General features: G+C 71.6%; 11 protein-coding genes. 5 read left to right on the top strand and 6 right to left on the bottom strand.

What is annotated here, in order from left to right:
- Nucleotides 1-135: 135 nt before the first annotated feature.
- The 3 genes from ACFYP0_RS16450 to ACFYP0_RS16440 all read left to right on the top strand — a co-directional run bounded on the left by ACFYP0_RS16450 (nucleotide 136) and on the right by ACFYP0_RS16440 (nucleotide 3,195).
- Complete coding sequence (locus ACFYP0_RS16450) at nucleotides 136-765, top strand: TetR/AcrR family transcriptional regulator (protein WP_355501727.1); 630 nt, start codon at nucleotides 136-138, stop codon at nucleotides 763-765.
- 33 nt (nucleotides 766-798) lie between these two features.
- Nucleotides 799-2,292: an MFS transporter gene (locus tag ACFYP0_RS16445; protein WP_355501724.1), complete on the top strand. Its 1,494-nt coding sequence runs from the start codon at nucleotides 799-801 to the stop codon at nucleotides 2,290-2,292.
- 111 nt (nucleotides 2,293-2,403) lie between these two features.
- Entirely contained in the window at nucleotides 2,404-3,195 is a 792-nt protein-coding gene (locus ACFYP0_RS16440; protein ID WP_124858075.1) for a maleylpyruvate isomerase family mycothiol-dependent enzyme, read from the top strand.
- 42 nt (nucleotides 3,196-3,237) lie between these two features.
- Here ACFYP0_RS16440 and ACFYP0_RS16435 read toward each other — a convergent pair whose 3' ends face one another.
- The 3 genes from ACFYP0_RS16435 to ACFYP0_RS16425 form a co-directional block, all read right to left on the bottom strand.
- Nucleotides 3,238-4,437, bottom strand: coding sequence for an RtcB family protein (locus ACFYP0_RS16435; RefSeq protein WP_124858077.1), 1,200 nt, complete (start codon nucleotides 4,435-4,437; stop codon nucleotides 3,238-3,240).
- A 128-nt stretch (nucleotides 4,438-4,565) separates the two neighbouring features.
- On the bottom strand, nucleotides 4,566-4,691 hold the full coding sequence (locus tag ACFYP0_RS16430) for a hypothetical protein (protein WP_279635887.1): 126 nt from the start codon (nucleotides 4,689-4,691) through the stop codon (nucleotides 4,566-4,568).
- Nucleotides 4,692-4,774: 83 nt separating this feature from the next.
- Nucleotides 4,775-6,772: an elongation factor G gene (locus tag ACFYP0_RS16425; protein WP_124858079.1), complete on the bottom strand. Its 1,998-nt coding sequence runs from the start codon at nucleotides 6,770-6,772 to the stop codon at nucleotides 4,775-4,777.
- A 182-nt stretch (nucleotides 6,773-6,954) separates the two neighbouring features.
- Between ACFYP0_RS16425 and ACFYP0_RS16420 the strand changes: the two genes are divergently transcribed.
- The gene (locus ACFYP0_RS16420) at nucleotides 6,955-7,962 is read left to right on the top strand and encodes a helix-turn-helix transcriptional regulator (RefSeq protein WP_124858081.1); all 1,008 of its coding nucleotides are present in this window, start codon (nucleotides 6,955-6,957) and stop codon (nucleotides 7,960-7,962) included.
- On the opposite strand, the gene ACFYP0_RS16415 is transcribed toward ACFYP0_RS16420, so the two are convergent.
- The gene (locus ACFYP0_RS16415) at nucleotides 7,957-9,264 is read right to left on the bottom strand and encodes an RICIN domain-containing protein (RefSeq protein ID WP_244219009.1); all 1,308 of its coding nucleotides are present in this window, start codon (nucleotides 9,262-9,264) and stop codon (nucleotides 7,957-7,959) included. The two genes, ACFYP0_RS16420 and ACFYP0_RS16415, sit on opposite strands and share 6 nt — an antisense overlap.
- A 157-nt stretch (nucleotides 9,265-9,421) precedes the next feature.
- On the opposite strand from ACFYP0_RS16415, the gene ACFYP0_RS16410 reads away from it, so the two are divergent.
- Nucleotides 9,422-10,609, top strand: a complete 1,188-nt coding sequence (locus ACFYP0_RS16410) for a spore photoproduct lyase family protein (protein ID WP_208741193.1) — start codon at nucleotides 9,422-9,424, stop codon at nucleotides 10,607-10,609.
- A gap of 4 nt (nucleotides 10,610-10,613) precedes the next feature.
- On the opposite strand, the gene ACFYP0_RS16405 is transcribed toward ACFYP0_RS16410, so the two are convergent.
- Together ACFYP0_RS16405 and ACFYP0_RS16400 are read right to left on the bottom strand one after the other, a co-directional pair.
- Entirely contained in the window at nucleotides 10,614-11,444 is an 831-nt protein-coding gene (locus tag ACFYP0_RS16405) for a M15 family metallopeptidase (protein ID WP_355501718.1), read from the bottom strand.
- A gap of 91 nt (nucleotides 11,445-11,535) precedes the next feature.
- The gene (locus ACFYP0_RS16400; RefSeq protein WP_355501716.1) at nucleotides 11,536-12,192 is read right to left on the bottom strand and encodes a TetR/AcrR family transcriptional regulator; all 657 of its coding nucleotides are present in this window, start codon (nucleotides 12,190-12,192) and stop codon (nucleotides 11,536-11,538) included.
- Nucleotides 12,193-12,221: the final 29 nt, after the last annotated feature.

Genomic DNA, 12,221 nt, shown 5'->3' with positions numbered 1-12,221 from the left:
CACCCGTTCACCCGCCGGACTCCCGGTGGAAACGCAATCGTTTCGCCGCATGGGTGCGAGGCAACTCACGAAAGCCTGCACGATCAGCCAACCGCGAACTAGGGTCAGTACGACATCGTTTCGCGGGGGGTCGGGATGCTGGGTGGTCAGCAGGTGGGCGCGGGTGCCGGGGTGCCGGCAGCCCGGGCTCCGCGCTGCACCGACAACGACCTGTTCGCCGTCGTCATCGACACCCTGCGCGAGGTCGGCTTCGACCGGATGACCATCGACGCCGTCGCCGCCCGCGCCCACGTCAGCAAGGCCACCATCTACCGACGCTGGGACGGCAAGGCCGAGCTGGTCGTCGCCGCCCTGCGCGACCGGCAGGTGGGTGTGCACAACCCGCCCGACACCGGCTCCCTCCGCGGTGATCTGATCGAGTTGCTGCGGGCCACGGCCGCGATCTGCACGGCCGACTGCGACCTCATGCAGGCGTTGACCTTCGCCATGCGGACCAACCCCGAGCTGGAACGGCTGGTGCGTCACCAGGTGCTGCCGGCCGAGCGGGTGGCAAGCACCGCCGTCCTCGTCCGGGCCGCCGCCCGCGGGGAGATCCCGCCGGAGGCCGGCGAGCGGGAGCTGTTCCACGACCTGGCGCCCGCGCTCACCATGTCCCGCATCGTCGCGCACGGCCTACCCGCCGATGACGCGTTCCTCACCCAGGTCGTCGACCAGGTGCTGATCCCGGTACTCCGCTATCAGCACGACCGTCCGTCGCCGGCCTGATTCACCGATATTCGCAACACGGAAGGCTTCACCATGCCCGGAACCACCTCGACCGCGCCCGGCGCGCCCAACGCCGGGGCGTCGACAGGCGCACCGCACCCGCGGCGCTGGATCGCGCTGGCGGTCATCGCGGTCTCACAGCTGATGGTCGTCCTGGACGCCACGATCGTGAACATCGCGCTGCCGCAGGCCCAGGCCGACCTGGGGATCACCGACGCGAACCGGCAGTGGGTGATCACCGCCTACACGCTGGCCTTCGGTGGTCTGCTGCTGCTCGGTGGTCGCATCGCCGACTACTGGGGGCGCAAGCGCACCTTCCTGGTCGGCATGACCGGTTTCGCGCTCGCCTCCGCCCTGGGCGGTCTGGCGACCACCGGTGAGATGCTCTTCGCCGCCCGCGCGTTGCAGGGCGCCTTCGGCGCGCTGCTCGCCCCGGCCGCGCTGGCGCTGCTCACCGTCCTGTTCACCGAGGCCACCGAGCGGGCCAAGGCCTTCGCGGTGTACGGCGCGATCGCCGGCGGCGGGTCGGCGGTCGGCCTGCTGCTCGGCGGGGTGCTCACCGAGTACGCCGACTGGCGCTGGTGCCTGCTGGTCAACATCCCGGTCGCCGCCATCGCCATCGCCTTCGCGCTGCCGCTGGTGCCGGAGAGCCGGGCCCACGGCAACACCCGCTACGACGTGCCCGGTGCGATCGTGGTGACCGCCGGCCTGGTCTCCCTGGTCTACGGCTTCACCAAGGCCGCCGAGGACGGCTGGGACGCCACCGCGACGCTCGGTTTCATCGCCGCGGGCGTGGTGCTGCTCGCCGTCTTCGTGGTGATCGAGCTGCGCTCCAGCCACCCGCTGCTGCCGCTGCGGATCCTGCTGGACCGCAACCGGGGCGGGGCGTTCCTCACCTCGACGCTGATCGGCGCCGGCCTGTTCGGGGCGTTCCTCTTCCTGACCTTCTACTTCCAGGTGGTGTTGCAGTACAAGCCCCTCGAAGCCGGTCTCGCGTCCCTGCCGGTCACCGCCGGTGTGCTGATCGCCGCGGGTGGCGCCAGCCAGCTGATGCCCCGGCTGGGTGCCAAGCCGCTGATGGTCGCCGGTTCGGCGCTCGCCGCCCTGGGCATGCTGGTGCTGACCCAGATCGACGTGGACACCTCGTTCCTCACCCACCTGCTGCCCGCTCAGGTCGTCCTGGGCCTGGGGCTGGGCTTCACCTTCGTCCCGCTGTCCAGCCTCGCCCTGGTCGGGGTGCCGGAGCACGACGCCGGTGCGGCCAGCGCGACGCTCAACGCCACCCAGCAGATCGGTGGCTCGCTCGGCACCGCGCTGCTGAACACCTTCTACACCAGCGCGGTCGCCGCCTATCTGGTCGGACGGGCGCCGAACCCGGTCAACCAGGTCGAGGCGCTGGTGCACGGCTACCGGGTGGCCTTCGCCTGGGGCGCGGCGCTGATCGTGCTCGCCGGACTGGCCACCCTGGTCCTGGTGAAGGTCCGCAAGGAGGACATCCCGACCGGCAACACCGTGCACATGGGCTGAGCCTGACCGACGTGGCCGCCGGCCGGAGCGCCCCGACCCCGGGGCGGGCCGGCCGGCGGCCATCGTCCGGTAGCGTCCCGACCATCGTCGAAAATCCGTTTGAGGAGATCCATGTCGACCCCTGCTGACCAGATCATCACCGCTCTGCGTGCGGGCCACGAGGAGCTCGCCGCGCTCGTACGGGACCTCAAGGAGGACGACCTGCTCCGGCCGTCGGGGGCCAGCGAGTGGCAGGTCTCCCAGGTGCTGAGCCACCTGGGCAGCGGCGCCGAGATCAACCTGGCGACGCTGGACGCCGCCCGTTCCGGAGCGCCCGGCCCGGACGGCGACTTCAACCGTGGCGTCTGGGCACGCTGGGACGCGATGTCCCCGGCCGAGCACGCCGCCGGGTTCCTCGCCACCAACGAACGGCTGGTCGAGGCGTACGAGGCGCTGGACGCGGAGACCCGGGCCTCGACGCGGATCGACCTCGGCTTTCTGCCGGAGCCGGTCGACGTGGCCACCGCGGCCCGGTTCCGGCTCAGCGAGTTCGCCCTGCACCAGTGGGACGCCGAGGTGGCGTTCAACCCGTTCGCGGCGGTGACGCCGGGCGCGGTGGCGCTGCTGCTCGACCAGATCGGCGGCATGCTGGCCTGGACCAGCCGACCGCAGGAGCTGGCCGGCCGGGAGGCCACGGTGCTGGTCCGGCTGCACGCGCCCGAGCGGACGTTCGGGCTGCGGCTGGGCGAGAAGGTCGAGATCGTCGACGCGCCGGAGCGCCCCGACGGGGAGCTGGTGGCCCCGGCGGAGTCGTGGCTGCGGCTGGCCACCGGACGGCTGGGCGCCCAGCACACCCCCGACGGGGTGCAGGTGACCGGCTCGGTGACCCTGGACGACCTGCGCCGAGTCTTCGTCGGCTTCTGACCAGCGGCCGTGCGGGCCGGTCTCCCCGGCCCGCACGGCACGTCAGCCCTTCACGCAGACCACCTGCTTGAGGTGCGCCACCACCTCGACCAGGTCTTCCTGCTGGGCCATCACCTCGGTGATGTCCTTGTACGCGCCGGGGATCTCGTCGACCACCCCGGCGTCCTTGCGGCACTCCACCCCGGAGGTCTGCGCGGCCAGGTCCTGCGTGCTGAACGTCCGCTTGGCCTGGGCCCGAGACATCCGACGCCCCGCCCCGTGCGACGCCGAGCAGTACGCGTCGGTGTTTCCCCGCCCCCGCACGATGTACGACCCGGTGCCCATCGACCCGGGGATGATGCCCAGGTCACCCCGGCCGGCCCGGATGGCGCCCTTGCGGGTCACCAGCACGTCAACGCCGTCGTAGCTCTCCTCGGAGACGTAGTTGTGGTGGCAGCTGATCGGCTCGTCGTAGCCGACCTGCGGGAAGTGCTCACGCACCACACCGCAGAGCAGTGCCAGCATGACCGCCCGGTTGCGCCGCGCGTACTCCTGCGCCCACCAGAGATCCCGCCGGTACGCGTCCATCTCCGGCGTCCCGGCGAGGAACACGGCCAGGTCCCGGTCCGGGAGGTCCGCGTTGTGCGGCAGCCCCCGGGCCACCCCGATGTGCCGCTCGGCCAGCTCCTTGCCGATGTTGCGGGACCCGGAGTGCAGCATCAGCCAGACCCGCCCCTCGTCGGCGCCGCCCTGCTCCAGGCAGACCTCGATGAAGTGGTTGCCCCCGCCGAGGGTGCCGATCTGCCGCTGCGCCCGCGTCTCCAGCTGCGCCACCCGCCGGTCCAGGCCGGCGAACCGGCCCCAGAAGTCGTCCCAGCCGGCCTGCTCCAGGCCCCGGATCCGACGGGTGTCGACCGAGTCCTTGCGCTGGGCGAAGCCGACCGGGATGGTGGCCTCGATCGCGGAGCGCAGCCCGGCCAGGTCGTCCGGCAGGTCGGCGGCGGTCAGCGAGGTACGTACCGCCGACATCCCGCAGCCGATGTCGACGCCGACCGCGGCCGGCGAGACGGCCTGCCGCATCGCGATCACCGAGCCGACCGTGGCGCCCTTGCCGAAGTGCACGTCGGGCATCACGGCGACACCCTGCACCCAGGGCAGTGCGCCGATGTTGCGCAGCTGCTTGGCGGCCTGCGGCTCGATGGCGTACGGGTCGGTCCAGACCCGGACCGGTGCCCGGGTACCGGCGAGGGGGGTGAATCCCATGGCGGACTCCTTAGGTCATGCCGTGACCGTTAATGATCAGATTTTGGTCGCCAGCGGCGGTGCGCGGATACAGAAGGGCCGCCCGATCCCGGTGGGATGGGCGGCCGGCGGACGCGTCAGCGTCGGCGTCAGTCGCGCCACCCCGGCTCGTTGCGCCGCGCTGGGCAGTAGGCACAGGTGCTGGCGGTGAGCTGCTGAGGGGTGCCGGTGGGGAGTAGGCACCAGCGGGCGTCGGTGCGGACACGTCGCGACATGGCGTACTCCCTCCGGGTTGCTCGGTTGACGGTGCACCGACGACAGTAGGAGGGCTGCGGCGCGTCCGCAATGGATATCGCCGCTACCGGCCGCCGACCCGGCGCGCGACCGCCAGCAGATACTCCGTGCGATCCAGCGGATTGTTGTCCCAGCGGGTCCGGACGGGGGCGGGGCCACGCACCGGCCGGTAGCAGTCGAACTCGGTCTCCAGCACGCCCTCCCCCCGGGTCAGCGCAGGCAGGCGACGCTCCAGCGCGTGCACCAGACCGGCCGGGATCTCACCCTGCACCAGGTAGGACGCGCCCCGCCCGGTGGTGTCGGTCGGGACCGCGTCCAGCCGGGTGAGCGCGGGCAGCAGCGTGCCGAGGACGTCACCCGGCACCTCCAGCCGGAAGCGGTGAACCGGCTCGTGGACCCGGGTGCCGGCACGGGCGAGTGCGGCCATCAGCACCAACGGTGTGAGACTGCGGAAGTCCCCCGCCGTGCTGGACATGCTCTTGTCGAAGGTGCCGTGGGAATGGCTCTGCCGCGCCCAGTAACCGGCGTGAGTCATCGTCACCTCGCAGTCGGGGACCTCCCACCCGTGAAGGCCCTGGCGCAGGGTTCGGCGCACGGTCTCCTCCACGGCGGTGAAGAAGGCCGGTGGCATCGAACCCAACTCGACGCCGAGCCGAAAAGTCACGCCGGCACCGGTCGGCGCCGGCGCGATCCGCAGCCCGACGGTGGCCAGGAACGGGTTGGGCGCCACCGCGATCACCTCCACCGCCGCACCGACGCCGCACACCCGCTCCACGTGCACCGTGCTGGTTTCCCGGAACGTCACCCCCACGCCGAAGTCGTCGGCAAGGGTGGCCTGGATGACCTCCTTCTGCACCTCGCCGTAGAGCGACACGGTGATCTCGTGCTGCCGGTCGTCCTGCCGCAGGTTGATGAGCGGGTCCTGCTCAGCGAGCTGGGTCAGCGCGGCGTGCAGCGCCACCCGGTCGGCGGGGCGCGTCGGCACCACCACGGTCTCCAGGGTGGGTGGCGCGAAGTGGCGGTCGGTGCCGGCACGTTCGGGTGGTACGCCCACCGGGTCGCCGATCCGAGCGTGCCGGAGGCCCCACAACCGGGCGATGTGGCCGGCTTCGACCGCCGACGCCACCACGTCGGCCCCGTGGGCGACGACTCGTACGGCAGTGACCAGTTCAGCGTCGACAGCGCCGACGCGGACCCGGTCGCGAATCCGGATCGTGCCGGCGAAGAGCCGGACCAGGGCGATCTTCTCTCCGGCTGGACCCCGTTCGATGGCGAACACGGTGCCCGAGACCGGGGCGTCGGCGTCACCCTGGACGGTGGGCAACAGCTCGGTGATACCGGCGATCAGCGCGTGCACCCCGGCACCTGTGATCGCCGAGCCGGCGTACACGGGCTGCACCAGCGCGCGGCCGGTCCGCGTCGCCAACGCAGCGCGTAGCCGTGAGTACGGCAGCGAGGACGTGTCCGCCACCCAGTCGGCGAGCAGCACGTCGTCCTGGCCGGTGAGCAGGTCGAGCAGCCGGTCGGTGAAGGCGAGGTCGGTGGGCCCGTACGTCGTGCAGTGGGCGCTGCGGGTCCCCGGCATCGCGACCGCGCCCATCGCCACGACGCTCGGCGTGAGCTTTTCCGCGACCGCCTGGAAAACCCGGTCGGGGTCTGCCCCGGCCCGGTCGACCTTGTTGATGAAGATCAACGTCGGGATGCGCAGCCGGCGCAGAGTTCGCATCAGCACCCGGGTCTGCGGCTGCACCCCCTCCACCGCGGAGATCACCAGCACCGCGCCGTCGAGCACACCAAGCACCCGCTCGACCTCGGCGATGAAGTCCGGGTGACCGGGCGTGTCGATCAGGTTGACGGTCACGTCGTCCAGCACGAAGGAGACGACAGCCGAACGGATGGTGATCCCGCGTTGCCGTTCCAGTGCCAGGGTGTCGGTCTGGGTGCTGCCCGCGTCGACCCGGCCGAGCTGGTCGGTCACACCGACGTCGTGCAACAGCCGCTCGGTCAGGCTGGTCTTACCGGCATCGACGTGAGCCAGGATGCCGAGGTTCAGGGTTTTCACGCAGCGTCAGGTCCTTCAGGTAGGCGACAGATCGCTTCTGGTCGGACATCGACGCAGCGCGCATTGGTGCTCCCTGGAGGTTGGTGGCGGTGTCGGGTAGTCCAGCAGGCCGTCGTCGGGTCGAGCAACCGAATAACCGGCGCTCCCACACCCCGTCGGCGGTCGCTGGCAGACTCGACGGGATGGTGGAGACCTCGGTGCGGCTGCTGCGGTTGCTGACCCTCCTCCAGGTCCGCCGGGAGTGGTCCGGCGCGGAGCTGGCCGAACGGTTCGCGGTCACCACCCGCACGGTGCGCACGGATGTGGAGCGGCTGCGGGTGCTGGGCTACCAGATCGAGTCACACCCGGGGGTCGCCGGCGGCTACCGGCTCGGTGCCGGGTCGGCGCTGCCACCGCTGCTGCTCGACGACGACGAGGCCGTGGCGGTGGCCGTCGGGCTGCGAGCGGCCGCTGGCGGCTCGGTGACCGGCATCGAGGAGACCTCGCTGCGGGCGCTGGCCAAGCTGGAGCAGTCGCTGCCGTCACGGCTGCGGCACCGGGTGGACGCCCTGCGCTCGGCGACGGTCTCCGCCGCCGGCGGTGGCCCGACCGTGGACGCCGACACGCTCACCGCCGTCTCCACGGCCGCGCACCGCCGGGAGCGGCTGCGGTTCGACTACGCCGGCCACGACGGCACGGTCAGCGTGCGCGACGTCGAGCCGTACCGTCTGGTCTACACCGGGCGGCGGTGGTACCTGCTGGGGTGGGACACCGACCGGGCCGACTGGCGGACGTTCCGCGCCGACCGGATCCAACCCCGGGTGCCGACCGGCCCACGCTTCGCGCCGCGGGAGCCGCCAGGTGGCGACGCGGTCGCGCACGTGCTGCGCGGCGTCGGCTCCGCGGCCTGGCCACACCCCGCCCGGGTACGCCTGCACGCCTCGGCCGAGACCATGGCGCAGCGGATCCCCACCACGGCGGGCCTGTTGGAGGCGATCGACGAGCGGGCCTGCCTGTTGCACACCGGCGGCGAGTCGCTGGGAAATCTCGCTGCCTTCCTCGGCACTCTGGCTGTCGACTTCGACGTGCTCGACCCACCGGAGCTGCGCGCCGTCATCCGGGACGTCGCCGCCCGGTTCGCTCGCGCCGCCGGGTCCGCGCCGGGGCGAGTCGCGGTTCACCCCGGCGCGGACGTGGCGGTGGAGCTATGACTGCGGCACCAGCCGGAAGGACTGCGCAGCGGTGCCGTTGCAGGTGTACTGGACGAGCTGGACGCTGTCGGCCGTGGACGCTCCCGGCACGTCGAGACACTTTCCGCTGGAGCGGTTGACCAGGCGGTAGTAGCCGCCACCCTCGGGCTCGGCCCGCCACTGCTGGTTGTTGCCGCCGCTGTAGGACCAGAGCTGAATCGGCGCCGAGTCGGCGGTCGACCGGTTCGTCACGTCGAGCACCTGGGCGCTGTTGTTGCGGTTGTTGACCCGCAGGTACCCACCGCTGGTCGGCACGAACTGGTACTGCTGCGCGGTGCTGCTGTTGCACGCGTACTGCTGGATGGCCGTGCCGTTCGCGCTGGCCGCGGCCCGGGCGTCCACGCACTTGCCGTTGCCACGGTTGACCACGGTGTGCCAGGCGGTCGGCGAGATGCCGTCGGACGGCGGGGGCGTGGTCGGTGGGACGGTGCCGACGCCGGCCAGCCAGTGCAGCCCGTCGATCAGCAGCTGGTTCTGTTGCGCGCTGTCGAAGGTGGAGGACAGCCCGGTGTTGGTGCTGTAGTTCATCGCGTTGTGACCGAAGTTGGCGTAGAGCATCTTGTACTGCCGGTTGCTCCAGACCAGCGGGTAGTAGCCGCCGTACCAGGACTGGTTGGGGTCCGTGCCGACCGGGAAGCTGGACGGGTCGACCGAGGCGAGGATGTCGATGTTGGGGTTCTGCCGCAGGTCGTTGCTCCAGGAGTACCACTCGCTGATCGACGACGGGAACGTCGCCGGGAGGTTCCGGGTGGCGGCGTGGGTGCGGTTGTCGGCGCGCATCGTGACCCGGGTGGGTCCCCAGGTGTTCGTCTGGAACGAGCCGGTGCCGAGGAAGGTGTTGTAGTACCAGCTCCAGCTCGACGGGTTGTCGGTCCACGCGCTGACGTGGAAGCCCAGCCACGCCCCGCCGTTCTGCATGTACTGCTGGAACGCGGCCCGCTGCGCGGTGGGCGGCGCGTCGTCCAGGAACATGACGACCTTGTACTGGGCCAGGTTGGCGGTGTTCAGCAGGCCCCAGTTGTTGGTGGCCTCCCAGGAGAAACCGTGCTGGGCGGCGGCCTGCGGGAACCAGGCCCGGGCGTCCTTGACGAAGTCGATGTGCGCGGCGTCCCAGGTGCCGTTGTAGAAGGCCAGGACCTTGAACGTCGGGGCGGCCTGCGCACTGCGCGAGGCGCTGACAGCGACACCGGCGGTCAGCGCGACGACCAGGGCGACGAACAACGACAGGATTCGTCTGGTACGGGATGAGAGTTCTGCGATCACCTGATCGTCCCTTCGGTGGGGACGCGCGCCGCCGCGTCGAGATACATCTGTTCACAAGGTTTACAGATAGACGAAAGGTTATTCCTCTGACCTGATCGCGTCAATCGCCGATCGCCCGAACGGGTGGGATTCCTGCGGCAGCGGGTACCCCGGCCCGGTGACCAGCCCGGACGGCGTCGACGTCGACCAGCCGCTCGCCGTGGACGTGCCCGCCGCGCCGCACGACGCCAGTGGCGAACGCGTGCCGACCCGCGACCTCGCCGGCCTCGCGCCGCCGACCCGCTCGGCGCGCCGCTGGACCCCGAGCCGGGTGGTGGCCACCCCGGCCGCGCTCGACCACCCGCACGGCCAACGGATCGTCGAGCGGGTGCGGGCACTCGGCATCGAGGTGGAACCCCTGCGCGCCAACCGGCTCACCGGGGTACGCGGACAGACCGACCGGGAGACCTACGCCCGGGCCAAGTCGGCAATGGCGATCGTGGTGAGCCCACCCTCGCGGCGCGTCCTGCAACCCATCGCGCCCAGCGCCGACTGGCGGGTCGACCTGGCCGAGGGCTGCCCGGCGCACTGCCAGTACTGCTACCTCGCCGGATCCCTGTCCGGCCCACCGGTGACCCGGGTGTACGCGGACCTCGACGACATCCTCACCGGGCTGGCCGCGTACGCCGGGCGCGGCACGGTGACCAGCCGCAACGCGCGGCGCGCCGACGAGGGCACCACCTTCGAGGCGTCCTGCTACACCGACCCGCTCGCCCTGGAGCACCTGACCGGCAGTTGGCGGCGCGCGGTGCAGCACTTCGCGGACTGGGACGCCCCCGTGCAACTGCGCTGGACCACCAAGTACGCCGATGTGGACACCTTCGTGGGGCTGCCGCACGCCGGCCGGACCCGGGTCCGCTTCAGCGTCAACTGCGCCCCGGTGAGCGTTCGGTTCGAGGGCGGCACCGCCCGGGTGTCGGACCGGCTGGCCGCGTTGCGCCGGCTCGCCCTCGACGGCTACCCGGTCGGGCTGACCATCGCGCCGATCATCGCGCTGCCGGACTGGCGGGAACGCTACGGCGAACTGCTCGACCAGGTCCGCGCGGCGGTCGACGGGGTGCCGGACCTGGACCTGACGGCCGAGCTGATCACCCACCGGTTCACGCCGGGCAGCAAGGAGGTGCTGCTCGGCTGGTACCCGCGCACCCGGCTGGAGATGGACGAGGAGTCCCGCACCCGCAAGCACGGCAAGTTCGGCGCGGTGAAGTACGTCTACCCTCGCGAGCAGATGACCGAGCTGCGCGACTGGTTCACCGCCGAGCTGACCGCCCGCGTGCCAGCCTGCCGGGTCCTCTACTGGACCTGACCGCTCAGCCAACCGACGAGCGGGCGACCGGGGCGGCGAAGAACGTGTCCGGGTACGGCTCGTCGCGCAGGCTGTAGTGCCACCACTCACGGTCGTAGTTGACGAACCCGGCGTCGGTCATCAGCCGCTGCAACAACCGACGGTTGTCCCGCGCCGTCGGCGTGACGCGGGGGTCGGCGGTGTGCGCCCGTGGGTCGAAACAGTCGAAGCCCGTGCCCATGTCGATGCTGTTGTCGGCGAAGCGCTGCCCGCGCGGCGCGGTGCAGGCGACCAGTGGTTGCCCGACCCGGTACGGAGGTTGGCTGGCGGCGGGCTCGTCGACAAGGGTCAGGTCCAGGGTGCTGCCGCGGCTGTGCGCGGTGGGCGCGCCGATGTAACCGTCGGCGAAGAGCCGGTTCTTGGCCAGGTCCGGGTAGAACTCGGCCTTGGTCTGCTGCTCACCAGGGCGCTTCGACCAGGCGACGAAGTCGTCCACCGCCGGTTGCGGGCGGTAGCAGTCGTACACCTTGAGGCTGTGCCCACCGGTCAGCGCGGCGTCCTGTACGCGGCGCAGCGCCTCGGCCGCCTGCCGGGTGAGCAGGCACAGCGGCTCACGGTAGCCGGTGATCGGTCGGCCGACGAAGTTGTGCGGCGTGGCGTAGCGGATGTCGGCGTGGATACGCGGGTCGAGGTCGGCCAGCACCACGAACCCGGGCAGCCGCTCGGCGGGGCTCGGCGACGGGGTGGGGCGCACCGGCGTCGGCTGCGGCGTGGCCGGCACGGGCCGAGGCTCCGGCCGTGAGCAGCCGCCGAGCAGCACGGCGAACGCGAGCACGACGGCGACGCGGGTACGCACCGGTCCTGTCTATCAGCCCCGGCCGGGCCCCGCGCCGGATCGGCCGTCGACCGGTTCGGCCACGCCCGCCGGACGAGCCGGCTCGACCAGGTCAACGGACCAGCAGCGCGTCCTGCATACGTTCGGACAGCCAGTCGCCGAACGAACCCTCGGTCCAGCCGCAACGCAGCACCAACGCGTCATAGTGCGCCGGGTCGTTGAAGATCCACAGAGCGTCGATCGCCCGCTCGACGTCGGAGCCTTGGCGCAGCGGACCGAGCGATCGAACCCGGTCGACCACCATCCGAGCGCCCGCGCGACGGTTGCGCAGCAGCGTCTCCCACACGTCGGCGACCTCAGCCGTCTCGTCTGCCGCCCGCCGCACGGTCTCGAAGATCCGCGCTGCGCGCCTGCCGATCAGGGTGCACACGCCGGCGTAGGCGTGCAGGACGTCGGCCTGCGTGTCGGCCTCGAAGACCGGCCGGAACCAGGGTCGTTGGGCGACAGGCACCGGCTCGTCGTCGCCGGCGAGCGCCTCGTCGAGGACCTGTCGTAGCAGCGCCGCCTTCGACCCGAACGCGGCGAACACGGTCGGGCGCGCGACGCCCGCGGCGACCGCCACGTCAGCCAGCGAGGTGCCGGCGTAACCACGTGCGGCGAACAAGTCGGCTGCCGCGCCGACCACCGCCCGCCGGGTACGCCGCGCACTCTCCTCACGCACCGCGGACCGGTAGCGCCGAGTCGGCTTTTCGTCCTTGACATCGCCCATGGCTTCGCCATACTAGCAACATATTCGCC

The sequence above is a fragment of the Micromonospora arida genome (assembly GCF_042873195.1).
Classification (GTDB): domain Bacteria; phylum Actinomycetota; class Actinomycetes; order Mycobacteriales; family Micromonosporaceae; genus Micromonospora; species Micromonospora arida.
This window is presented reverse-complemented; position numbering and strand designations above follow the sequence as displayed.

What these genes read in the sequence shown, in the direction of transcription:
- ACFYP0_RS16450 (WP_355501727.1), top strand. Translation starts at nt 136, where the DNA reads ATGCTGGGTGGTCAGCAGGTGGGCGCGGGTGCCGGGGTGCCGGCAGCC.
- ACFYP0_RS16445 (WP_355501724.1), top strand. Translation starts at nt 799, where the DNA reads ATGCCCGGAACCACCTCGACCGCGCCCGGCGCGCCCAACGCCGGGGCG.
- ACFYP0_RS16440 (WP_124858075.1), top strand. Translation starts at nt 2,404, where the DNA reads ATGTCGACCCCTGCTGACCAGATCATCACCGCTCTGCGTGCGGGCCAC.
- ACFYP0_RS16435 (WP_124858077.1), bottom strand. Translation starts at nt 4,437, where the DNA reads ATGGGATTCACCCCCCTCGCCGGTACCCGGGCACCGGTCCGGGTCTGG.
- ACFYP0_RS16430 (WP_279635887.1), bottom strand. Translation starts at nt 4,691, where the DNA reads ATGTCGCGACGTGTCCGCACCGACGCCCGCTGGTGCCTACTCCCCACC.
- ACFYP0_RS16420 (WP_124858081.1), top strand. Translation starts at nt 6,955, where the DNA reads ATGGTGGAGACCTCGGTGCGGCTGCTGCGGTTGCTGACCCTCCTCCAG.
- ACFYP0_RS16400 (WP_355501716.1), bottom strand. Translation starts at nt 12,192, where the DNA reads ATGGGCGATGTCAAGGACGAAAAGCCGACTCGGCGCTACCGGTCCGCG.